This is a genomic window from Leptospira terpstrae serovar Hualin str. LT 11-33 = ATCC 700639 (genome assembly GCF_000332495.1).
Lineage (GTDB): Bacteria > Spirochaetota > Leptospiria > Leptospirales > Leptospiraceae > Leptospira_A > Leptospira_A terpstrae.
Map to the genome: position 1 here is coordinate 804532 of NZ_AOGW02000010.1, position 22349 is coordinate 826880.

Annotated in this window: 21 protein-coding genes; 5 read left to right on the forward strand and 16 right to left on the reverse strand. The window is 40.3% G+C overall.

Annotated features, from left to right (window positions below; all coding sequences use genetic code 11):
• Nucleotides 1-25: 25 nt before the first annotated feature.
• Nucleotides 26-1873 (forward strand): motility associated factor glycosyltransferase family protein, encoded by a 1848-nt coding sequence (locus tag LEP1GSC203_RS12250; RefSeq protein WP_002974303.1) that lies wholly within the window; start codon nt 26-28, stop codon nt 1871-1873.
• On the opposite strand, the gene LEP1GSC203_RS12255 is transcribed toward LEP1GSC203_RS12250, so the two are convergent.
• The 5 genes from LEP1GSC203_RS12255 to LEP1GSC203_RS12275 are packed head-to-tail and all read right to left on the reverse strand — an operon-like array spanning nt 1837 to nt 7935.
• Nucleotides 1837-2466, reverse strand: a complete 630-nt coding sequence (locus LEP1GSC203_RS12255) for a hypothetical protein (protein WP_002974141.1) — start codon at nt 2464-2466, stop codon at nt 1837-1839. The genes LEP1GSC203_RS12250 and LEP1GSC203_RS12255 overlap by 37 nt on opposite strands.
• Before the next feature lie 2 nt (nt 2467-2468).
• Nucleotides 2469-3077 (reverse strand): glycerol-3-phosphate 1-O-acyltransferase PlsY, encoded by a 609-nt coding sequence (gene plsY, locus LEP1GSC203_RS12260; protein ID WP_002974440.1) that lies wholly within the window; start codon nt 3075-3077, stop codon nt 2469-2471.
• On the reverse strand, nt 3074-4426 hold the full coding sequence (gene der / locus LEP1GSC203_RS12265) for a ribosome biogenesis GTPase Der (protein WP_002974352.1): 1353 nt from the start codon (nt 4424-4426) through the stop codon (nt 3074-3076). The genes plsY and der overlap by 4 nt, the downstream gene beginning before the upstream one ends.
• Complete coding sequence (smpB, locus tag LEP1GSC203_RS12270; RefSeq protein WP_002974168.1) at nt 4423-4911, reverse strand: SsrA-binding protein SmpB; 489 nt, start codon at nt 4909-4911, stop codon at nt 4423-4425. Before smpB ends, der begins: the two co-directional genes overlap by 4 nt.
• Nucleotides 4912-4917: 6 nt before the next feature.
• On the reverse strand, nt 4918-7935 hold the full coding sequence (locus tag LEP1GSC203_RS12275) for an AAA family ATPase (RefSeq protein WP_002974267.1): 3018 nt from the start codon (nt 7933-7935) through the stop codon (nt 4918-4920).
• Between the two features lie 81 nt (nt 7936-8016).
• On the opposite strand from LEP1GSC203_RS12275, the gene LEP1GSC203_RS12280 reads away from it, so the two are divergent.
• From LEP1GSC203_RS12280 to pdxH, 3 genes are read left to right on the forward strand one after another with little or no spacing between them, the layout of a single operon-like run.
• Nucleotides 8017-9120 (forward strand): pyridoxal phosphate-dependent aminotransferase, encoded by a 1104-nt coding sequence (locus tag LEP1GSC203_RS12280; RefSeq protein WP_198008576.1) that lies wholly within the window; start codon nt 8017-8019, stop codon nt 9118-9120.
• A gap of 23 nt (nt 9121-9143) precedes the next feature.
• Nucleotides 9144-9992, forward strand: a complete 849-nt coding sequence (locus LEP1GSC203_RS12285; RefSeq protein ID WP_002974304.1) for a prepilin peptidase — start codon at nt 9144-9146, stop codon at nt 9990-9992.
• Nucleotides 9976-10623, forward strand: coding sequence for a pyridoxamine 5'-phosphate oxidase (gene pdxH, locus LEP1GSC203_RS12290; RefSeq protein ID WP_002974443.1), 648 nt, complete (start codon nt 9976-9978; stop codon nt 10621-10623). The genes LEP1GSC203_RS12285 and pdxH overlap by 17 nt, the downstream gene beginning before the upstream one ends.
• Before the next feature lie 76 nt (nt 10624-10699).
• On the opposite strand, the gene LEP1GSC203_RS12295 is transcribed toward pdxH, so the two are convergent.
• Nucleotides 10700-11908, reverse strand: a complete 1209-nt coding sequence (locus LEP1GSC203_RS12295) for a bifunctional 3,4-dihydroxy-2-butanone-4-phosphate synthase/GTP cyclohydrolase II (RefSeq protein WP_002974515.1) — start codon at nt 11906-11908, stop codon at nt 10700-10702.
• Between the two features lie 118 nt (nt 11909-12026).
• Between LEP1GSC203_RS12295 and LEP1GSC203_RS12300 the strand changes: the two genes are divergently transcribed.
• A complete protein-coding gene (locus LEP1GSC203_RS12300; RefSeq protein WP_002973718.1) occupies nt 12027-12404 on the forward strand; it encodes an STAS domain-containing protein in 378 nt (125 codons plus the stop codon).
• Here LEP1GSC203_RS12300 and LEP1GSC203_RS12305 read toward each other — a convergent pair.
• From LEP1GSC203_RS12305 to LEP1GSC203_RS12350, 10 genes are read right to left on the reverse strand one after another with little or no spacing between them, the layout of a single operon-like run.
• Entirely contained in the window at nt 12401-13009 is a 609-nt protein-coding gene (locus LEP1GSC203_RS12305) for a riboflavin synthase (protein ID WP_002974366.1), read from the reverse strand. The two genes, LEP1GSC203_RS12300 and LEP1GSC203_RS12305, sit on opposite strands and share 4 nt — an antisense overlap.
• Before the next feature lie 4 nt (nt 13010-13013).
• Complete coding sequence (locus LEP1GSC203_RS12310) at nt 13014-14255, reverse strand: dihydrofolate reductase family protein (protein ID WP_002973995.1); 1242 nt, start codon at nt 14253-14255, stop codon at nt 13014-13016.
• A gap of 10 nt (nt 14256-14265) precedes the next feature.
• Complete coding sequence (secF, locus tag LEP1GSC203_RS12315) at nt 14266-15204, reverse strand: protein translocase subunit SecF (protein WP_002973829.1); 939 nt, start codon at nt 15202-15204, stop codon at nt 14266-14268.
• The gene (secD, locus tag LEP1GSC203_RS12320; protein WP_002974189.1) at nt 15197-17131 is read right to left on the reverse strand and encodes a protein translocase subunit SecD; all 1935 of its coding nucleotides are present in this window, start codon (nt 17129-17131) and stop codon (nt 15197-15199) included. Before secD ends, secF begins: the two co-directional genes overlap by 8 nt.
• A gap of 21 nt (nt 17132-17152) precedes the next feature.
• A complete protein-coding gene (locus tag LEP1GSC203_RS12325; RefSeq protein ID WP_002974087.1) occupies nt 17153-17788 on the reverse strand; it encodes an SRP-less Sec system protein in 636 nt (211 codons plus the stop codon).
• A 1-nt stretch (nt 17789) separates the two neighbouring features.
• Nucleotides 17790-18113, reverse strand: coding sequence for a preprotein translocase subunit YajC (gene yajC / locus LEP1GSC203_RS12330; protein WP_002973971.1), 324 nt, complete (start codon nt 18111-18113; stop codon nt 17790-17792).
• 26 nt (nt 18114-18139) lie between these two features.
• On the reverse strand, nt 18140-19168 hold the full coding sequence (trpD, locus tag LEP1GSC203_RS12335; RefSeq protein ID WP_002973806.1) for an anthranilate phosphoribosyltransferase: 1029 nt from the start codon (nt 19166-19168) through the stop codon (nt 18140-18142).
• Nucleotides 19149-19895: a CDP-diacylglycerol--glycerol-3-phosphate 3-phosphatidyltransferase gene (gene pgsA / locus LEP1GSC203_RS12340; protein ID WP_002973735.1), complete on the reverse strand. Its 747-nt coding sequence runs from the start codon at nt 19893-19895 to the stop codon at nt 19149-19151. The genes trpD and pgsA overlap by 20 nt, the downstream gene beginning before the upstream one ends.
• On the reverse strand, nt 19895-21241 hold the full coding sequence (locus LEP1GSC203_RS12345) for a MiaB/RimO family radical SAM methylthiotransferase (protein WP_002973779.1): 1347 nt from the start codon (nt 21239-21241) through the stop codon (nt 19895-19897). Before LEP1GSC203_RS12345 ends, pgsA begins: the two co-directional genes overlap by 1 nt.
• Nucleotides 21241-22341 carry a helix-turn-helix domain-containing protein gene (locus LEP1GSC203_RS12350; protein WP_002974538.1) on the reverse strand — a complete coding sequence of 367 codons (1101 nt, stop codon included), beginning with the start codon at nt 22339-22341 and terminating at the stop codon, nt 21241-21243. Before LEP1GSC203_RS12350 ends, LEP1GSC203_RS12345 begins: the two co-directional genes overlap by 1 nt.
• Nucleotides 22342-22349: the final 8 nt, after the last annotated feature.

Below are 22349 nucleotides of genomic sequence, written 5' to 3' on the forward strand. Positions count from 1 at the left end.
ATAAGAAAAAACCTTAGATAGTATTATGTCCCAAATTATCGATCCCATTTCCAGTGAAATTTTTGAAAGGAAGCCTTACTTACAAAATTATTTCAGAAACTTCCCAAAGGAAAATCTCTGGGAACTGGGCTCTGCGAAGAAGATGGGAGAATATTATGTCTCATTAAATGGAGAACCCCTCTCTTCTTCCTTCTCTCCCCTCACGCAAGCCGTCCGCCTATTAGATACTTATTCTTTAAAACCAACGGACATTGTGATATTGTTTGGGCTTGGGAATCCTCATTTAATTCAAAAAATTAACGAAACATTGGCACCAGGGCAAATCCTCATTCTGATTGGTGATGATGAAACATTAATTCCTGTTATCTGGGATAAGATACTAAAACCTGTGATGACGGTTCCGGGTCGCCATTTATTCTCCGGCGAACTCTTCTTCCCTTTGTTTTTTAACTACCTAGACTCACTTCCTATCGAACGGGTGAGTGGTCTAAAGATCATTCGTAACCCAACGGACACAAATAGAAATCCCATCTATCGCGAGTTAGAAGAAAAAACACAAACTGTGTTTTCCGCAAAAATGAGTGACCTACTCACCAAGTTTGAATTTGAACGTTTGTGGATTAAAAACTCTATTTGGAATTTGGTTCATGTTGCTAAAAAATCTCCGACTCGTTATCCTATCTCTTCTTTAAAGGATAAGTTTCAAGGACTTACCGCCGTACTCGTGTCAGCGGGTCCTAGTTTACGAAAAAACCTTCCTTGGTTACAAACAGTTCGGGACAAAGTATTTGTTTTCTCCTGTGATACCTCGCTCAAAGTGCTGATCAAAGCAGGAATTCAAGCAGATGGGGTGGTGACACTAGATGCCCAAACCAATTCATTTTTTCATTTTATGGGAGAGTCTTTGAATCAAATTCCTCTTTTTGCCGATTTAGTAAGCTCCCCCACACTCCTGAGAGAACCCATGTTCCAATCTGTGGTTCACTCTGTAACCGCCAAATACCAGGTAGATGCCGAAGGTACACTCATCCGGGAAGTCACAGCTGGAGGCGAGCTCGCTGATCAAGTATTTACCGAAGTGGGAGACATTCAATCCGGAGGATCAGTCGCAACGACTGCTTTTGATATGCTTCGTTATATGGGTTTTACCTCCGTATATTTTCTTGGCCAAGACCTGGCTTATTCCGGAAGGGAAATCCATTCCACAGGGACTCACCACAATGAAAAATGGCTTACTTTACTCGGAAGAAAAAATAGTTTAGAACGAATCAACGAAGTAATCATTCGCAAAAGAGAAACTCGATTTGTTCCCAAGGCACGAGGGGATGGATCTGTTCTTACTGATTATGTTTTGGATTTGTATCGGCACTGGTTTGAAGAATCGGCCAGTAGTGTGACTGAAATGAAGCTCTACAATGTCAATGATGAGGGAGCGGCCATTGCAGGAATCCGGTCACTAAGTCCGAAACAGGCGACGGAGACTTTAACGGAAACTCTCCCTCACAACTATCCTTGGCGTAACCTTCCGATCTGGAAGTTTAGTTCAGAAAATTCCTCTGAATTACGCCCCAAAGGCTCGGAAGAACTACTGAAACGTATCGAGAAGGATATCGAATTTATGGAACAAGGACTAAAGAAATTTGAAAACGATACACATAGCAAGTCCTTTCAAGATTCTGATATCTGGATTTGGATGCGAGGAGAGTCTTATATACGAAGAATGGTGCGTAAAACTGAAATTTATATCTTACGTCATAAAGACTTAGAGTTGGAAAGAAAAAACCAACTGATGGTCCAATCCATCAAAAAAGAAATTCGTTACCTAAAACGAAGTCTTTATCCTATGATGGATTCGTTTCCAGAAAAAGGATGAAAGACAGTATTGTCTTCAAATTCTGGAAAATAATCAAAAAATAACTTTTGAGAAACCACACGATATGCGAAAGGATTTTTTTCCGCATAACCATCTGTATATGGTAGAGCAGGCAATTGGTGAAAGTTGATCCTTTCTTCAAAATTAATAAAGTCGCGGCGTGTTAGTTCTGGTCTTAATTCCAAAGCGGTTTCTTTCAAAAGGTTCCAATCCAATTTAAAACTCATTCGGGCACCGCGAAAGGCAGGAGACCTTTCTAGTAAATTGACGAGGCGTTTCACCGGACAATCCATATGAAAGTATTTGGTTACATAAACTTTCACAAACCGAGCCGCAAGGCCCATCGGTTCCCAAATCAGTTCCGACTCCCTACTTTCCGATTCTTCTTTTTTAATTTCTCCGAGTATCAAATGTAACTCAGGTATGGATTGTCTTCCTGTCATAATGAGAGATGACTCCTCCATTCCAAATTCACCGTAATACAACCATTTGTAGAAGTCCTGGATCTCCGCTTCCGGATGGTCTTCTACAAATTTAGTGAGAAGGAAAAGTTTTTCTTTCTGTGTGAGAGAGGATTCTCTTTCTGTTTGCATTCCTAAGTTGCTCGCAGTTCTTTACCTAACACCAAACGTTTGATGTTTTCTCTGTGAGAATAGGAAATGAGAAAAAAAGTAGCAACTAATACAAAGAAGATGATTGGTTGGTATTCAGAATCTGGAATGAATTTTGTAGTTCCAAAATACCAGATAGGCATGGATAAAGTCGCAAGGATAGATCCGAGAGATACAAATCCAGAAATCTTATAAACGATAAAAAAAATCACAACCGCACAAACGGTCACAATGGGAACAAGTGTCATATAAACACCAAGAGCTGTCGCAACTCCTTTTCCTCCTTTAAAATGCAGAAAGGGAGTGAATGTATGCCCAAGGATGGCAACAGAACCAAGTAGAATTTCCGTAGTGGTCAGTGGATACGGTGATTCAATGTAGGAAGCAAGGATGACTGGGATGGCACCTTTCAGAGCATCTAGAAAAAGAGCGATGATTCCAAATTTCCAACCGATGACCCGGCCGACATTGGTGGCACCGATATTGCGGCTACCGTGTTCGCGGATGTCAATCCCGCGCACTTGTTTGGCCAGAAGAAATCCGACCGGAATGCCACCTAAAAGGTAGCTAATTAGGACTACGGCAAGTATCATTCCTTGCCCTCCTTACCCTCGTTTCTGTTGCGGAGTTCGATCTCAACGGAAAGGCCATCTAGCCCGAACTCTGTTACTATACTCTTTCGGTAAAAACTCAATATATTTGACGGAAAGAGTTTCGTATCATTAACAAAGAATAAAATTTTAAAAGGAATCTGGGAGACTTGCGTGGCGTAATACACCTTCGGAGGTCGGTTCGATGCCTTTTGTACCTTATTTTTCCCCCCCCACTTGCTTAACCAGTCATTTAGGGCACGAGTGGTCAGCTTTTTCTGGGACTTTTCGTAGAGACTCACCACTGATTCGAGGAGTTTGTGGGTTCTCAGTTTCTCTTTGGCGGAAAGGGAAAGAAGCGGGCGTTCCTTTAAAATCGAAAGTTTCGCTTCCATACGGTCTTTGAAATGTTTCCAGGAATTGGATTCTTTTTCGGGAACGAGGTCCCATTTGTTCACTGCCACAATCATGGGTTTGCCGAGTTCCTGAATTTCCCCAAAGATCTTTTTATCAAATTCACCGAGCCCCTTCATAGCATCGATGAGTAAAACGACAACATCCGCTTCTCCCAAACTATGCAGAGTGCGTTTGTAGGAATAAAATTCTAAACTTTCTCCCGTTTTGGATTTCCTTCGAATCCCTGCGGTGTCGATAATTTCCAATTTATGGTTTTGGAAATAGAACTGGTCGGAAACAGAATCCCTTGTGGTTCCAGGCACATCGCTAACTACAGCTCTTTTGTATCCGAGAAAGGTATTTAGTAGTGACGACTTACCTGAGTTAGGTTTTCCAATGATGGCAATTTTACAATACGGATCTTCCGGCATTTTGATTTTATCAGGAAGAAAAAAATTAATCTTTTGGTAAAGAAGATCAAAGTTCCTTCGCCCAAGTGCAGAAATCGGAAGGAGTTCGTTTAATCCCAGTTTATAAAAAGGCTCTAGATCATACTCATCTTGTTCGGTATCTACCTTGTTGATCAGAGTGAGGACCGATTTGTCTTTGAGAACCTCATCTTTTTTTAAAAGTTCGATCAGTTTGTGGTCATACTTACGTAAGTCTTTATGATCGATCACATGTAGGATAAGATCCGAATTTCTCAAATGTTCGAAAGCAATCTCAATAATCTCTCCTGAGATTTCATCGATATTTTCAATATCTAAACCAGGTGTGTCAGACAAAGTGAAAGGTATTTTAAATTCAGACCTTTCGACGGTCTTTTGTAATACATCCCTTGTGACACCGGCTGTATTTTCTGTGATGGCACTTTGTGCCCGGAGGATGGCGTTGAATAACGTGGACTTACCCACATTTTGTCTGCCAACGATAGTTACCACTGGAAGTCCTTTCATTTGCGTAGGTGTTCCTTCATGGCTCTTTCCATATCGATTTTGGCTTCCTTCTTTTGAATGTCGTCACGTTTGTCGTAAAGTTTTTTTGGTTTGGCGAGAGCGACGTCTATCTTTACCAAACGATTGTTTTTAAAGAAACAACGAGTGGCCACAAGGACCAATCCCTTCTCTTTGATGGATCTATCTATTTTTTCGATTTCTTTGGCCTTAAGTAAAAGTTTGCGAGGACGAATTTCCGGATGGTTCGCATAACCTCCGTTTTTGTAAGGAGGGATTTGAAAGTTTTCTAAAAACACTTCTCCATTTCTGACTTTCGCAAAACAATCGGTTAGATTCCCTTTTTTTTCACGAAGGGATTTCACTTCAGAACCTGTGAGTACAACACCAGCCTCGAACGAATCTAATAGTTCGAAATTGAACTTTGCCTTTTTATTGATTAAAGGATCCGTTCCGCGTGGTTTGTCGTCTTTTTTGGTTTTGCCCATAAATATTTACTGTCTGAGGGAATGGTGGATTTGCACCAGTCTAGCAATTTCCGCTCCGATAAGATTTGGCATTGAATAAAAGTTATCCGCCGTAATCTGTAGGGAGTCATGGAACACATGTTCCGCAATGTAGCGAGACCCAAGTCCCACCCCTAAAAATACATAATTTTTGTCCTGGTTTTTCAGTACAGCTTCTTTCATTTTCCGTGTATCAAAAGAGGATAATTCATCTTCGATATAAGTCTTTGCCCTTTGGCCTCGGAAATCAGAAAGAAGGACTATGATCTTTGTTTGGGCATCAGGTGAAAAATACCTTTCACAATTGGAAAGGACTTGGAATTCAGGAATGCTATCCCCATGCCAATTTTTACAGAGAGCACTAAATACTTCTTCCTCTTTTTCTGCAGTGTAGTCCTCTTCTGCCGACTTTAGATTGTAAATGTCAACAGTGTCTTTTGAGTTTTTGATATCACAGAAAGTATGGACACTGGTTTTGATATCATGTTCGTTTAATATATGTAAGCTGACAAGGAGTGCCGAAAGCATGGCAATCGAATACTCGAAGTTAAAGATCCTTCGGCATTTTGACACAAGAAATGTCACTTCCACACCTTTTAGTTTTTCATCATTTTTTTCGATCGTGGTTTTATCGAAGATTTTTGTATCTCCCCTTCCACTTTTGTAAGAAATGTATTTTCTTGCATCCACCCTCGATCCTTCGTTTTTGTACATACGATGGATGTCAATTTCTGGATCAAAGAGTTGTTCTAAATTGAGTTCAACCTCTTCCAATTCCTTTCCAAACACTGACTTAAATTCTTCCAGTCCCACCATGATGGAATAGTCCCAAAGGAGACGGCGTTTTTTTAAAAATTGTTTGTAGAGCTCTTCGGTTCGGTAACCCCAAGCTCCTCCGCCCCCTTGTGGTTCCCCTTGGCCTTGGTTCCCTTGAGTATCTTGTCCATACCAAGCATCAGGTCCTTCTTTAGTGCTACCCCCCGTTTCTGGAGTGTTGATCTCAATTCCTCGTTTGATTTCCTCGCCGGAATTGAGTTTTTTAGCAACACCTGTTAGGGGGTCTCGTTTGTGAAGTTCAGGATCCCACCAATTTTTACGATTTAACCCTGATTCAACGGTAAACGTTTTTTTTTTCTCTTCGATTTCCTCGAAGAGTGTTGAGACCACTTCCACACCGGAAAGAAATCCTTCCAAAAGTCGTTCGAGTTCCTTTCTTTCTTTGGGATCTGCAATTTGGTTTGTATAATAGATCTTCCCACCGCGAATTGCAATGTCTTTAACATCCGCTTGGTTATAACGATAGATATGGTTTTTCCATTTTAGAAGATTGGAAATTCCAAATCGGTAAGGCATAAGGTTTGCTGATCCAATGGTACGTTTCTCCGCAAGTTCCTTTGCCTTCAAATGGAAACGTGCTAAACTTCGTGGCAGAACTCCTTCAGGAAGGTAAAATTCTAGAATTTCTTCTAGGACTTTGACATCTTCCAGTTCTGGAAAAAGAATCGGAGTGAAGCGATTACGAAAGGCACGAGAAATGGTAGTGACCGATTTCGAAACCCGAAAAGACTTCATTCCAAAAACAATTGATTTTTCCGTGAGTTGGACAGGAAGGTATTCACCCGACTCTGGAGGGAGGGTAAGAGAGCGGGCATCGTCGGTTAACATATTCATTTTTTCGACAAGTTCTGCTCCCGCCGATTCAAGTCCTGAGATAAGGATGATATGACCTTTTCGAATAGACCGTGTTAGGGGGCCGTCCACCCAAGTGACACTTTCGATATTTCCTTCTTCGGTCGGCTTCAAAGCTCCAACTACATCGGATGTATGCATCCCTTTGGATAACATCACGGACTCAAGTTCAATTCCTGTAAGTTCAGTAAATAGAGGTAAAAATTCTTGTGGGTCTTGGTCTTCACGGTATTCAATGAGAATGTTTTCTTTGGCTTGGATGGCAGTAAATACCTGGTCTAGGAAATGCAAAACTGGTTCTGGGGTGGGGTATGTGGAAAGAAGGGAGATTGTTTTTTTCTCATCCCAAGTTTTGATTTCTTTGTCGTTCCAGAATATGGTAGAACTTTGCACATAACCTTTGGTAGGTACCACTTTGATTCCACCACCAAACTCAGATTCGATGAGTTCTCTTTGTTTGGACTTGTCTTCTTTTTTCCGGAAAGGTTCTTCGAATAAATACAAAGCCTCTCTTGCTGCCACTGCCTTGTCTTTGGCACCAAAAAGAACTAACCTGTTACAATACTTTTGTAAAGTTCTTAAATTGAAGTGGTATTTTTCTAAATCACCCTTTCCAATTTCGCCTGATTTAATGCGCGCTTCCGATTCCAAACTAATCCGAATGATTTGTTTCAAAACATCTTCCCCAAGCATTGGATAGAGTTTTTTTAAGATAAAAAACATTTCGTCGGGAGAATAGGGATCTACATAAACCACAGCAAAATGTTTGGTGATATCAAAGGGAAGGGGTTTTCTTCCTTCAAAACCTTCACTTGGGTTTTGCGTGCCAATAAACCAAAAACCAGTTTTTCCAGTCACTCTTTCCCCACTCCCTTCCAAAAGGTCTAGGTAGTTGGATTCGTAAACAGAGGAAAACCGTTTGATGATGTTTGGTGCACAAAGATTCATTTCATCGGCAACAAAACTAAGTCCCGCAGAGAGTGCATTGGTAAGAGGACCATTCGACCAAGTAAATCCTTTTCCATCTAAGAGAATTCGGTAAGAACCAATCAAATCTTCCGGAAGAGTGTCTTCATTGAAACTAAAACGTAAGGTAGGTTGTTTTCTTAAAGAGTTGATATAATAGATAAGAGCGTTTTTCCCTACACCAGCATCTCCCACGAGTAGGACAGGAATTCCTTCGAGCATGGGGTATAGAATTTTTTGTAGAGTTTGTTTGACCGAGTCGGTCTCGACAAGGCTAGAAGGAAAAATAGGAAACTTATTGGAGTGCGGGAGAACCGGCACTTTCACATCGGCAATGGTTACAAATTCCATATCCTTCAGATTTCTACTCATTTCCTAGGTGTAAACCAAATTCTATTGACCGGTACCTACACAAAAAACCATTATGATTCCATGGATTTCGCAAATAGAATGTATGGGATTGACTCCTCCCCCATCCGTAAGGCCTTTGAGCTAGCACGGACTATCCAAAACCCGATCAATTTGAGTATCGGTCAACCGCACTTTCCCTGCCCACCTAACATCATCGAGGTTTTGACAAAAGCTGCCCAAGACGGGAAAACTTCCTACACCCTAACTGGCGGGATTCCTGAGCTTAAATCGGCTATGGCAGAAAAATACCAAATACAGAATCAAATCTCTTATGCTCATGAAGACAGAATCCTTGCCACATCAGGAATTTCTTCGGCACTCTTTTTATTATTCAATGCCCTTGTCAATGAAGGTGACGAATGTTTGGTGATCTCACCCTACTTTCTTATGTATCCGGCCATGTTAAAATTCTATGGAGGTAAGGTGGTTCCCCTAGAGGAAAGTTTCAAACCCGCTGACTTAGAATCATTAAAATCGAGAAAATTCAAACTCATCATTTTTTCCAATCCTTCCAATCCCACAGGAAAAGTCTTATCCAAAGAACAGTTACGTGCTCTTGCTAATTTAGCGGAGGTCACGGGAGCTTATCTCATTAGCGATGAAATTTATGAACTTTTTGATTATGATAAACAGTTTTTCTCGATTGGGTCAGAATACGAAAAAACAATCACACTCACTGGTTTCTCCAAAACATACAATATGACAGGGCTTAGGCTTGCGACTATCCTTGCAGAGGACAAAGTCATCAAAGCTCTCACCACCTTACAGCAGTATACCGTAGTCTGTGCTCCTTCCATCACCCAATGGGCCGGAATTGAAGCTCTTAAAACAGACATGAGTGCCTATATCCAAGACTACAGAGAAAAACGGGACTTTGTTTATGAATCCTTAAAAGACTACTATCCCATCCAAAAATCAGGCGGAGCTTTCTATTCCTTCTTTCAAATACCTGGAACTGACGAAGAGTTCATCCAAAAGGCTGTGAAAAAAGACCTAATCCTTGTTCCTGGATTTATCTTTTGTGATCAGAAAAATTTTGTTAGGCTTTCCTTTGCCACCGAATGGGATACATTAAAAAGAGGAATGAAGGCCCTACAGGAACTTTCCACAGAAAGTGAATCCTAAAGAAGGAAATAGTTACTAATTTTATGGAGGATTCGAATTGGTTATTCCTTTGGAGCCTATCGACCTATGGAATTTTATTTTTCTTTGGTGCAAGCCTTGCCAGTTTTTATACAACACTCGGCGAACGAATCCTTACTTTTTGTTATGGAAAAAAGAGAAAAGAGTTTAGTGGTTTTAAACGTTGGAATGTGATTTTTACAAAACCAAGCCATTGCCCGTCTTGCGGGCATTTGGTGACAAAAAAACATCTCACACCAATCTTTGGTTGGTTTTTTACCAAAGGAAAGTGTTTTCAGTGTAAAACAGAACTCCCCAAACTCTATCCACTTTCCGAATTTCTTTTCGGTATCGTTGCTATCTTTATATACTTTGTATCTGAAGACATTCTAGGAACCATTACTCTTCTTTTTTTATTGGGCCATCTTCTCATTTCTATGATGACCGACGTTGCCAAATTTTCACTTGATTATGAAAATCTCCCTTTTCTAGTTGCCTTTGGATTTTTATCCAACTACCTTTTGTTTGGTGAAGTGATAAACCTTCTGACACTTTGGGTTTTTCTTGGCTTTTTTGTATTTTATTTTTTGATTTATCTTTTGTTTCGTGGGGGAACGGGTCTTGGAGATGTATTGTTTTCACCTATCTTTGCCGCCATTGCTGGAAATCCTTTTTGGATTTTATATTTCAACTCGTCCTACTTACTTGCCGTGGGATTTAGTTTTTTACTGCGTAAAAAGGGCGAACCGTTAAAAGGAAAAAAGATTCCCATGGGACTTTATTTTTCTCTTGGTTTATTTTTGACTTACTTTGCCAAACTACTCGTCCACTACTACAACTGGGAGGGTTTCTCCATTTATGGAACCATCGAATGAATTACAAAATATGCGTAGGCTTTACACTCGTTCCGTTCTTTCGGAAGAAACTGCAGGTTCAAATCCCTTAGAATTATTCAATCTTTGGTTTTCCGAAGCCAAAACGGAAGGTGAACCAGAACCCAATGCAATGTCTTTGGCTACCGTAGACAAATCAGGGCAACCATCGGCAAGGATTGTATTACTGAAAGGTCTGATTCGAGATGAGTTTCAATTTTTTACCAATTATGGTTCAGACAAAGGAAAGGACATTGCGGAGAACAATAAAGTGGCACTAAACTTCTTTTGGCCAAAACTAGAAAGACAGATTCGCATCGAAGGATTGGCAAGTCCCATCTCCAAAGAAGAATCAAAAGCTTATTTTCAGGTAAGACCAAGAGAATCACAAATTGGAGCTCTGACATCAAATCAAAGTTCGGTGGTGCCTTCCAGGGAATTTTTAGAAGAAAAATTTGCCGCGCTTACCAAAGAATGGGAAGGTAAGGAAGTACCTATGCCCGAAAACTGGGGTGGGTATTCGGTTTTTCCAACTAAAATTGAGTTTTGGCAAGGAAGGGTGGGAAGGCTCCATGACCGGATTCAATTTGTAAGAAAAGAGTCCGGTTGGGAACGTTCTAGATTATCCCCGTAAGAAGAGAAATCACTTCTACTCTCAGGAACGAACGAGTGATTCCCCTATAGAGTATACAAACTCTATAGGGTTTGTATTAACCGTGTAAGTTGAGAAGGTGTCCTAGTTTCGTTTTTTTCGTGTGTAAATAACGAGAGTTTTCTTCGACAGGATCGATTTCAATTGGAACTCTTTCTGTGACGTGCAAATTGTATCCTTCCAGTCCCACAATCTTACGAGGGTTATTCGTGATGAGTTTCATTTGTTTCACACCGATATCCCGTAAAATCTGAGCACCGATTCCATATTCCCGTAAGTCAGGTGCAAATCCCAATTTTTCATTGGCTTCCACCGTATCCAATCCACCTTCTTGTAAGGAATAGGCTTTGAGTTTATTGATAATCCCAATGCCACGACCTTCTTGGCGCATATAAAGTAATACACCATTTCCTTCTTTTTCAATCATTCGAAGGGCATTGTGGAGTTGTGGCCCACAATCACAACGTTGCGAAGAAAAGATATCGCCAGTCAAACATTCACTATGTACTCGCACAAGCACTGGTTTTTCTGGATTGATTTCTCCCTTTACCAGTGCCATATGAATTTTATCATCAATTTGTGTAGAATAAGCTTTGATTTTAAAGTCACCGAACTCAGTAGGAAGGTTTGCCTCCACTTCTAAATGGATTAGTTTTTCTTTGTGCCTACGGTAACGAATTAAATCTTCAATCGTGTAAATATTGAGACCATGGGTTTTTGCAAATTTTTCCAAATCAGGAATCCGAGCCATAGATCCGTCGTCATTCATAATTTCACAAATGACACCACTTGGATATAGACCAGCTAACTTTGATAAATCGACTGCTGCCTCTGTATGCCCTGCCCTTCTTAATACCCCACCAGTCACTGCCTGGAGAGGAAACAAATGCCCTGGGCGAACTAAATCTTCAGATTTGGTATTTGGATCTAAAAGGACTTCTACTGTTTTGGCTCTGTCATGAGCGGAGATTCCCGTTGAGGTTCCGTGTTTCGCATCCACCGAAACGGTAAAAGCAGTCCCGTGTTTGTCGCCCAAACTTAAATCATCCACCATCTTCCCAAGACCCAAAGTTTGGAGTCTTTCTCTTTCCATCGGAACACAAATCAGTCCGCGACCATGGGTCGCCATAAAATTAATTTTGTCTTTGTCCGCAAATTGGGAGGCACAGACCAAATCACCTTCATTTTCTCTGTCTTCAGAGTCGACGAGAATGATCATTTTGCCTTGGCGGATTTCTTCGATTGCTTCTTCGATCGGACGTATCATGGGGGAAGGCCTCTATATACTAAAACTCTGAAAGCCGTTCCGAATTAAAGAAGATTCCCAAAGAAATTCATTGATTTTTCCCCTTTCTTTTGTCTAAATAATCCGGATCGGAGGCCATGTGGAACTGAAACTGAACACAACAGGAAAGATCAAAACCATTGAAATCGCTGGGAAATTTGATATTGAATCCACAGAGGAATTTGAATCGATCTTTGCCAAACTCATCGAACCCAATCCAAGTATTGTTTCCATTGATATGAGCCGTCTTGACTATATCGATTCCTCGGGCATTGGTTCCCTTATCAAAAGTCTCAATTCACTCAAAAACAAAAAAGGGAAACTCATTCTCGTGGGAATGAAACCAATGATTCAAAATGTTTTCAAATTAGCAAAACTAGATATGTTTTTCGAAATCATGACTGCTAGCGATTTTCAATCAAAGTATGTATCCAATGACTCTGATTCCGATATCGATGATTTATTGAAACGAAACTAAGTTTCCGATCTTTGGCTCAAATAATTTTCAATGTATTTAGCCAGGACATCCACTTCCACATTCAACCGCTGGTCTTTTTTCCAAGTACCAGCGTTTGTTTTTTCCATGGTTTCTGGAATTAAGATCAATTGAATATTTCCATCTTTAACATCCACTACTGTCAAACTAATCCCATCTAAAGTCACTGATCCCTTTTTAACAAAATAACGTCTTAGCTCTTCTGGAATTTCTATCCAAAACTCTTCTACCTCTGCTTCAATTTGTTTTCTGCTAATGACCTTTGCCATTCCATCCACATGACCTTGCACCATATGCCCACCAAATCGTTGTCCAAGTGCCATAGCCCTTTCTAAATTAACGGTAAATCCCTCTCCTAACCTAGATAAGTTGGTAAGTTCCAAAGATTTAAAAGAAGCATAAAATTTAAACAAATTCCCCAATTCAGAAAACTCAGTGACTGTCATACAAGCTCCATTGATAGCAATAGAGTCCCCAATCTTTAAGTCTGGATTTTCCCATTCCGTTTCAATAGTAAATTGGATCCCCGAATCAATGGGTTTAATTTCAACTACTTTTCCAATAGTTTCTACAAGACCAGTAAACATAGGCTTAAGTGCTCCTTTGGGGTTTTCTTATGAAAATGCGGTTTGTTCCCACTTGGTATTCCGAAATCAATAGTTCATTCTGATAAACAAATGGAATTCCCTCGGGTAAGGATTTTTTTTCGTTTCGGATTTCTAAAATCCGATCAGTATCTGTCAGTTCAGAAGAAAGGAATGAAGGGAAAAAATTACCTGATTCACATAACAAGGTGTTAATACCAAGACCACCCAGAATTTCTAAAAATTTACCACCATCACTCGGGAGAAGGTTCACTCCTTCAAAACGGGAAACAGATTGGATCTGAGTTTCTAATTCTATGGGAAGAGGATTTGATTTTTCATCTCTTAAGATAAAAAAGATACATTTTTTTTCACCGAACTTTTCTGTGAGTTCGATTTGTTTCGTAAAGAATGTCTGCGATGGGAGGTGGTTTGGATCCAAAACAAACACTCGGTATGGTTGGTAACGATTTTCTTCCAACCTATGGATCTCTGCTGTATCCTTTGTGTATTGTAATAAAGAAGAGATAAGGCCAGAGCCTGCTTCAAAAAAAGGTTCGAGTTCCGTGATTCGTATTCCCGGTTTTTGGGAAAGGATCATTTCCTCAGTAATCCGAAAGTGGAGGGAAGGAGAATCGGTAACCACAGTTCCTGGACCCACGGCAACAGCATCTACCTTGGCACGAAGCAGCTGTAATGCGAGATCTACTTCCTCGGAACTCACCCTTTCCTTTTTTTTATCCTTTGAGGCAAAATTCCCTTCTCTTGAAGTGGCTGACTTAATCCAAACCCAAGGTCTTTCTGTTTGTACCCGCGTAAAAAAACCCTGTAAAAAAGGGAGAGATACTTTAGCTAACATGGGATCAAGTGATACAGATATTCCTGCTTGGGAATACTTTTCCCAGTCCCCCGATTGGACCAAAGGATTGGGATCCTTCCATCCGAGTTTGATTTCCTTTGGATTTCTTTCGATCACCATATCGCGGCAGGGTGGAGTTTTTCCAAAATGGGTACAAGGTTCTAAACTGACAGAGAGGAATTCATCAGAGTTTTTGTTTAGGAACTTCGAATAAAGTTCCCTTTCGGCATGGTTTCCCCCATAATTTTGTGTATGAGCACTTGCTAAAATAGAACCTTCGGAATTGGTTAATACTGCGGAAACGGGAGGATTGGCACCAGTTTTCCCCATGGCCAAAAACCCGAGAAGGGAATGCAGAGAATAAGTTTCCTTTCGTTTCTCTGCATTCATAATTGTTTTGTTATGCGAATCTTTTTTTCCTGAGTTGGTCGTAGATCTCAGAAATCGGAGCGGCAATGTAAATAGAAGAATAAGTTCCCACTATCACACCAAAAAGAAGGACAAAAGCGAAATCATACAATTCCACGGCCCCACCCACAATGATTGCCACAACGGATATCATTGTAGTAAAGGAAGTATTGATTGTCCTTCCTAAGGTTTGAGTAATGGAAACATTGATGATATTAGAAAGTGCTAAATTGTCTTTTCCATGTGCATTTTCGCGAATTCGGTCAAATACTACAATTTTATCGTTAATGGAATAACCAAGAAGTGTAAGAAGTGCCGCAATGATAGGAACACTCGGTTTGATTTGTAAAAATCCAATGAGTGCCAGTGTCATAAGAATATCATGAACGAGGGCAATGGAAGATGCCAAAGCAAACTTAAACTGAGAACGAATACTCAAATACAAAAGAATGATGGCAAGTGTTGTGAGTAGGAGTGTGATTCCTACTTCGGTCAATTCACCACCTACTACCGCACCCACTTGGTCGGCAGAGAGGACTTTTTCTTTGGGAAGTTTGTATTCGTATCTTAACAGTTGGACAAAACGATCAATGGCAGAAGTAGAAGATTCGCGGCTATCTTCTGGAATTTCTTTATACAAAGCTTCAATCGTTTCTAATGATCCAAGTCCAATATCCAATTGATAAATATTCTTTTCTTTTTCTAAAAGAATGACAACCGCTTCAATTTTTTTGGACTGAAAGTATCCTTCCAAATCATTTCGTGTTTTGTCTGCCGGAAGTTCTACTACGGTTCTAAGTCCACCGTTAAAGTCGAGTGAGTGTGCAAATCCACCATATTTGGCGAAGGTGACAACAAATCCGAAAACAATCGCAAGGAAGGAAAAACTAAGAGTAAAGTATTTATACTTTGTAAAATTGATATTATGCATTTGTAGTCTCCTTTTTCCCAAAGAAGAAAGGTCTTAAATTCAAGTGGTGAATGCCAATTCGATTCACTGTTAGTTCCATAAATAAACGTGAAAGGAAAAGTGATGTGAAAAGAGTAGTCACGATACCCCAACAAAGTGTAATCGCAAAACCTTTGATCGGTCCATTTCCAAGACGAATCATTAGAATTCCCGCAATGAGTGTGGTGACGTTTGCATCCATAATGGTCCAGAAAGCGTTTTCGAAACCACGAGTGACGGCAATCGAAAGTGCTCGGCCCTCTTCTATTTCTTCTCGAATCCTTTCATAGATAATCACGTTTGCATCTACAGCCATACCCGCAGTTAAAATGATCCCTGCAATACCTGGAAGTGTTAACGTAAAGTCCATAAGTGTAAGAAGTGCAGCCAAGATAATGATATTCACTAACAATGAAAGGTCAGCAATAAACCCACCTAACCTGTAATAGAATATCATATATACCATTACTAAAAAGAATCCAATGGCAACGGCTTTTACACCCACTTCAATCGACTCAATTCCTAGTGTCGGTCCAATGAATCGCATTTCCAAAACTGATAAAGGAATAGGAAGTGCACCTTCTGAAATTACGTTTGCCAAACGGATGGCTTCTTGTTCGGAAAAACTTCCCGAAATTTCAGCACGACCACCAGCAATCGGATCATTAATGACTGGATTGGAAATCACTTTATCTCCCCAAACAATCGCTAGGTTACGTCCACGATTTTGGGAAGTAAGATCAAAAAATTTCTCAGCGCCATTGGGAGTCAGAGTAAAACTAACCATCCATCCATACGAATTGGAATTATAAGATGGTTGGGCATTGGTCATATCATTGCCAGAAAGAGCAATTTTACGTTCCAATACTACGAAACTACGAGGAAGGAGAGCAGACTTTGCAGAATTTCCCCGAGCCCACATCGCATACACTTTAAAGTCTTTAGGGATATTATATTTTTTTTCCAAACCTTCTAAAAACGCATCCTGTGCTTTTTTCCCGGCTTTGTTTTTTACGAGTTCTTGGAAAAGATAGATATCAGTGTTTTCTCGTTTGCCCAAATCCATCATCCGACGTTCGCTATCGGCAATTTGACCCTTGTAAACAAAAGGTGTTGGTTCTTCCAAACGATACTCAACCGTTTCTGTGTTTTGTAAAATTTCTAAGATGGCAGCAGAATTCGAAACACCAGGAAGCGATACTTCAATGGCATCTTGTTCTTTTTGGATACGAACTTGCGGTTCTGTTAGGTTTTGCGTAGTAAGACGATTGTCGATAATCATCTTTGCTTTTTCCAACTCTACAATCTTACGCATGGGAGAAAGGTCAAAACTAGACTCAATTTCAGTAAGTCTTGATTTAGCCTTTTCTTTATCTTCTGGTTTTGCGGCAGGATTATTTAACGTTAGTTTGAGTTCAGTCAACTCTTTGGCATAGAGGTCTTTGAGTTTGGATGTATAATCATCAAAATCTCCTTTAAGAACAACCCGCATACCGCCTTGTAAGTCGAGACCCAATTTAATCGATAAAGACTTACCACCACGAATGGTTTCTTCAATCCAAGTTGGCTCCAGTTTGTTTTTAGATTCGCTAACAAGTGATTGGTTCTCTTGAGAAATTTGGTTAATTTTTGCGGAAGTAATAAATCTTCCTTTAACAATATAAAACGGATTTTCTTTGGGAGGGAGAGTGTCTTGTGGTTCGATCGTCCAACCAGAAGCTTTACCGTAATCTTTTGCCCAACGTTCAAAGAGTGCGTTTACCAAAACTTTTTGATCAGCTTCGGGAAGTGCATACACATCTTCTCTTACAACGATCTTTAAACTGCGATAGGCAAAGTTCGGATACAAAATTGTAAAGGAAACCGCCAGAATCAAAAAAGGAAGAATCAATAGTCGATACGATTGCAAGTTAGTTTGCTCCTAAAATTATTATCTTCTATAAGAACGACTGCTAGATCCCGGGCGAGCAGATCTAAGTCTGTAAAAAGCAAAGAGTATGATAATCCCAAGGATCATCATCGCTTTTTTATATTTAGCAAAAAAATCAGAGAAATTAAACAGTGATTTTCCCGTTTCTTTGTTTGAGGTAAAATTTGGTGTTGGATTGGAACCTTCAATTTTTCCTACTTTCAAATCAGCAGAAAAACCAGGAAGTCCTGATGGTTCCACGGACACATTGGAATCCATCCACAATCCATTGGGAACTACTTCCTCTTCCTCTAACACCGCAGTTTGTTTTTCCAAATTAGGTAAGGATTTATCCGTTACTGCAGTATTTGCATTCGGATTGGCAGCCAAATTGGTGTTTTGCGGAAGAGATTCCGTCGTTGCGAGTTGGTTTTGTTTGGATTTCTTTTTAGATCTCTTCTTTTTTCCCGTAACTGGTGCAGTCGTAGTCACAACTGTTGTTTGTTTTTTTGTTGTGGTAGTGACAGCTTCTTCTTTCGGTTTGGTGGTAGTAGATTTAGGTTTGTCATTGACCTTATCTAAAAAATCCAATCCCTCTTGCGAAAAGAGGGAGATCGAAAAACAGAAGGTTAGGGAAATTAAGAAGAGATGTTTCATCTTAGGCTTTCTTCTTCAGAATAGCACTAGTTTCAAATGTGATGTTTGTGTTCGCAGCAACACTCAAAACAACAGTTTCGTTATTGTCTTTGAACTCAACAATCTTACCATGGAGACCACTATTGGTCACAACATTGTCCCCTTTTTGGAGATTGGTGATCATCTCTTTACGTTTCTTCTCTTCTTTTTTGTTCGGAAGAATCACGAGAAAATACATGGCAACTAACATAATCGGAATGATGATGAGTGACTGTAGAGACGACTTTGCACCCTCTTCTTGGGCAAGGATTAGGATATCTGGTGTTAAAAAATTAAAATTGAGCATAGCTATTTATCCAATGTTTATAGGCCTTATGTTAAATTCAATGTTTCACGAACGAATCGGAGAACTTTTTTCTCGAGGATCGCCCCTTTCGCCGTTTCGTACCCTGTTCGTATATCATTCACGGCTCCGAGTAAAAACATGGCCACCCCTGCGTTTAGAGCGACCATGGCAGTCCCACCTGTTGATTCCTTTGGATCGAGAACAGCTCGAAAGAGTGATTCCGCTCCTTCTTTCGAAGAGGAGAACACTGTATTTCTGTCCAATTCCTTAGAATTTAAGCCCAATTCCTTAGGATGGAATGCCAATTCCTTGGTATCTTTTCCATCAAAATAGGCATAATCAGTCCCTTCAAAGATAGAAAATTCATCCAATCCATCCTGGGAATGGCAAACAATCGCACGTTTGGAACCAAGCCTTCCCAAAATTTCCGCCATAGGCAGACAAAGTGATTTGTCATAGACACCCACCATTTGGTGCGAAGGTGAAAATGGATTCGAAAGAGGCCCGATCAAATTGAAAAAAGTGCGAAATCCGAGTGCGGAACGAACAGGTCCTGCATACTTCATTGCCGGATGCCATGCCGGAGCAAACAAAAACACAAATCCTGTGCGGAGAAACTCTGATTCTGAATCTGCCGTAGACTGATCTAACTTGTATCCTAAACCTGAAAGAATATCAGAACTCCCGGAAAGGGAGGAGACAGACCGGTTTCCATGTTTGGCAACCTTAAATCCAAGGCTTGCCAAAGTGAGGGCAGAAAGTGTGGATACATTCAATGTCCCTTTCCCATCTCCTCCCGTCCCACAAGTGTCTAAAAAATCAAAATCAAATTTTTTAGAAGGTCGAATGGCATGGTGACGCATGGCCCGAACAAATCCGTACAATTCGTCCGTAGTTTCCCCTTTCATCTTCATAGCAGTGAGAAAAGAGGCAAGAACAGGCTCAGTGACTTTCCCATCCATCACCTCACTTAAAAAATGTTCTGCGTGACTGTCGACCAAGTGGTGTCCGGAAACTACTTGTCCGAGGATCTCCTTAATTGTGGGAACGGTCATAAAAAATCCTTTTTAGGTTAGAGAAAGTTAACAATTGATAATTGGTCACAATATAACGAAGTCCAGAAATGACTGTGATCAGTGTTGTAAATAACATTCCAAAATAAGGTACAAAAGAAGCAATAGAATCAAAAAAATCTTTAAAACTTAGACTTTCAGAGGTTCTAACAAGCGCACCAAACTCATTTGCATGTTGGGAAGCCACTTCAAATGTAGAGTATCCTGCAAGTTTTCCCATAGCATAGGTTTCATTAATCATGGCTCGTCTTTTGCCAGAGATTAACATAAAGACAACTAAAATCATAAGGATGGCACCCATCTGGAAAGCAGTTTTGACTTTTCCCATCATTGTGGTGCGAAGGCTTTTACCAGAACGAACGGCAATATAACGAAGAAAGGTGATAAGCATATCTCGTGCGATGATAAGAACCACCATCCAAACTTCGATAGGTTCGTGGATGAACAAAAAAGTGACAAAACAACCGATGACTAAAAACTTATCTGCCAAAGGATCCAGGAACTTTCCAAATTCTGTTTGTTGGTTCCACTTCCGTGCCAAATATCCATCCACTAGATCCGTGAGGGAAGCAAGTGCAAAGAGAACAAAAGCAAAAATTTGGTATTCCCATTCTTTTTGGAAAAGAGCAAAGATAAAAAAAGGAAGTGCGAGAACCCGAAGAACGGTAAGTAAGTTCGGAATATTGGCAATGGTTTTCCAATCTTCCACTATGCCACCCAAGTCCCTGCCATATCTAATTCAAAGAAAGAGTCCACACGAACCTGACCGAATTGGCCCAGTTTCAAACCCATATCTTCCACATAGACAATTTCATCAATTTCAGGAGCATCTTGGAAACGACGAACCATGGCTCCTTTTTCTAATACTTCATCCACGACGGCAGGATAGATTTTTCCAATTCGATTTTGGTGGATGGTTCTTAAAGTTCCAAGATAGGCATCACGCACCAAGTTCACTCGGCGTGCAATTTCTTTGTCCTTAATTTGGCCATCCATCGTCGCACCCTTTGTTCCTTCTTGTGGGGAATAAGGAAATAGATTTACCTTTTCTGGTTTTACATCTTCGACAAACCGAATGATCTCTTCCACATCCTCCATTGTCTCTCCAGGGAAACCAAGAATAAAGGAAGTGCGAATTTCCAATTCAGGGCGGAGGTCGCGTGCTTTTTGGAATAATGATTTAAAGTATGAATATTCGCCCGTTCGGTTCATCGATTTTAAAACGGATTTGGAAACATGTTGTAAAGGGCTTTCCAAATACGGGGCAATTTTAGGAATTTCTTTATAAAGATCTAGTAACTTTTCTGTTTTTTTGTCAGGGTAAAGATAAAGAAGTCTTAAGAGTTCGAGTCCTTCCACATCGGCCACAGAACGAACCAAATCCAAAAGTTTATCCGTATCCTTTCCATAAAACACAGTGTCTTGCGATACAAGACAAATCTCTTTCGAACCTGCTTTGACAGCCCGTTTTGTTTGTTCTAAAACATCAGTACTATCTGTATCCCGATACTTTCCTCGTAAATTAGGAATGATACAAAAGTTACAACCTCGGTTGCAGCCATCGGAAATTTTTACATAAGAGTATGGTTTGGAATAGTTTTCAATTCCTTTGCTAGTGATAAGCCTGTCCAAGAGATCAGCATTGAATTCGGTTAGATCTTTGAATTCGAGGGGAAAGTTTTTACGGAGGATCTCTCCTGCTTTATCATACTTTCCGGTTCCAAAATGAAGGTCCACTTCGGGAAGATCGTCGGAAATTTCTTTTCCCGCACGTTCCGCAAAACAACCCACAACCACTAACTTTTGTTTGCTCTTCTTTTTGATATCGATAGAATCTAAAATGGTTTGGATGGTTTCTTTTGTAGCATCTTGGATAAAAGTACAAGTATTGACTAAATGGAAATCACTGGCTTCAGGACCTGCCGCAGGAAGGAGTCCTTCCTTTAGAAGCGACTGGTGCATCGCCATTGAATCAACGGTATTTTTAGGGCAACCGAGAGTCGTGATAAAAAACGACTTCGGTGTCTCTTCGGTTTTTTCCTTAACCTTCGGCATTATTCGCCTAACTCTCCAATGATGGATTGAGTGGAATCATAAGGATTCGGCTTACGAATGAAGATTTTTTTGACAAGTTTCCCTGGTTTTCCAAGGACAGATCGTTCTTTTCCATTTTGAACCATTTCTACGGCTCCACCGTCACCCACTTTGATTTCAAGTCTGTCTCGAGCTTCTAAGTGTTTGACTTCCCCTGCAGAAACAAGTCCTCTTTCTCCCATCTGACCATCTAATACAAATTCTACGTAACTTGGTTTCGAGAAAAAAAGTGTTACTTGGATTGGCACATCTCCCACAGGAGATTTTACCGCGGCCCCTTCTCTTTCTTCTTTGAGTGTCACAAGAACCTTAGCAGACTTTTCAGTAACTGCTTGGGTCACAACTCGGATGTCACGACGAAGAGAAGTTAGTTCCTCAATACGGTAGGAAAGAATAGTTTCCTCACCTTCTGCAGTTTGGAAAAAGTATACATTTTTCTCAGGAAAAATATTGAAACCAAGGTTTGCTTTTCCATTGGAAACACCTTTGATGAACATCTTACACTGTTGGTTGTTTACACTAAAACTCACACCACGGTCTTCCGTTAAAATAAATGGTACACTCGCGTTTTCAGGAACACTTTGAGAAACAAAGTTGATTCCTGATGGAATGTCGGAACTAGCAACTGTCTCAACAGTAGAACCTACTTCAGTCGTTTCCTCGTCCATAGATCCAGAGCCAGAATCTTCAAAACTAATGTAGATAATGTATGCTGAGATCACAAAAAGGAAAAGGGAAACAAGGCTTATGATTTTATTGCGATCTAAACTGAAAGGAGTTGTTGTCGGACGAGTGAGTTCTTCCAGAGGGGCTTGTGATTCTTCTATTTGTTCTCCCCGATAAAGATTCAGTAACATGGCAGAATCTAATTTTAAATAACTGGCGTAGTTTTTTAAAAATCCAAGAGCAAAGGTTTCTGCGGGGAATTGAGAATAATCTTCTGTTTCTAAAGCGATGATGTACTTGGCTGCAATATTTGTTTCTTTGGCTACATCTTTGACAGAGAGTTTTTTATCTTCTCTCGCTTCTCGTATGATTTGACCGACTCGTTTTGTGTTCAAGATGATAT

Bases quoted from the DNA above. Each gene is read 5' to 3' on its own strand.
- LEP1GSC203_RS12310 (WP_002973995.1), bottom strand. From the start codon at position 14,255: ATGAATGCAGAGAAACGAAAGGAAACTTATTCTCTGCATTCCCTTCTC.
- LEP1GSC203_RS12345 (WP_002973779.1), bottom strand. From the start codon at position 21,241: ATGCCGAAGGTTAAGGAAAAAACCGAAGAGACACCGAAGTCGTTTTTT.
- plsY (WP_002974440.1), bottom strand. From the start codon at position 3,077: ATGATACTTGCCGTAGTCCTAATTAGCTACCTTTTAGGTGGCATTCCG.
- trpD (WP_002973806.1), bottom strand. From the start codon at position 19,168: ATGACCGTTCCCACAATTAAGGAGATCCTCGGACAAGTAGTTTCCGGA.
- LEP1GSC203_RS12305 (WP_002974366.1), bottom strand. From the start codon at position 13,009: ATGTTTACTGGTCTTGTAGAAACTATTGGAAAAGTAGTTGAAATTAAA.
- LEP1GSC203_RS12255 (WP_002974141.1), bottom strand. From the start codon at position 2,466: ATGCAAACAGAAAGAGAATCCTCTCTCACACAGAAAGAAAAACTTTTC.
- LEP1GSC203_RS12275 (WP_002974267.1), bottom strand. From the start codon at position 7,935: ATGGAATTTGTAACCATTGCCGATGTGAAAGTGCCGGTTCTCCCGCAC.
- pdxH (WP_002974443.1), top strand. From the start codon at position 9,976: ATGGAACCATCGAATGAATTACAAAATATGCGTAGGCTTTACACTCGT.
- secF (WP_002973829.1), bottom strand. From the start codon at position 15,204: ATGCATAATATCAATTTTACAAAGTATAAATACTTTACTCTTAGTTTT.
- LEP1GSC203_RS12250 (WP_002974303.1), top strand. From the start codon at position 26: ATGTCCCAAATTATCGATCCCATTTCCAGTGAAATTTTTGAAAGGAAG.
- LEP1GSC203_RS12280 (WP_198008576.1), top strand. From the start codon at position 8,017: ATGGATTTCGCAAATAGAATGTATGGGATTGACTCCTCCCCCATCCGT.
- LEP1GSC203_RS12295 (WP_002974515.1), bottom strand. From the start codon at position 11,908: ATGATACGTCCGATCGAAGAAGCAATCGAAGAAATCCGCCAAGGCAAA.
- yajC (WP_002973971.1), bottom strand. From the start codon at position 18,113: ATGCTCAATTTTAATTTTTTAACACCAGATATCCTAATCCTTGCCCAA.
- smpB (WP_002974168.1), bottom strand. From the start codon at position 4,911: ATGGGCAAAACCAAAAAAGACGACAAACCACGCGGAACGGATCCTTTA.
- der (WP_002974352.1), bottom strand. From the start codon at position 4,426: ATGAAAGGACTTCCAGTGGTAACTATCGTTGGCAGACAAAATGTGGGT.
- LEP1GSC203_RS12325 (WP_002974087.1), bottom strand. From the start codon at position 17,788: ATGAAACATCTCTTCTTAATTTCCCTAACCTTCTGTTTTTCGATCTCC.
- LEP1GSC203_RS12285 (WP_002974304.1), top strand. From the start codon at position 9,144: ATGGAGGATTCGAATTGGTTATTCCTTTGGAGCCTATCGACCTATGGA.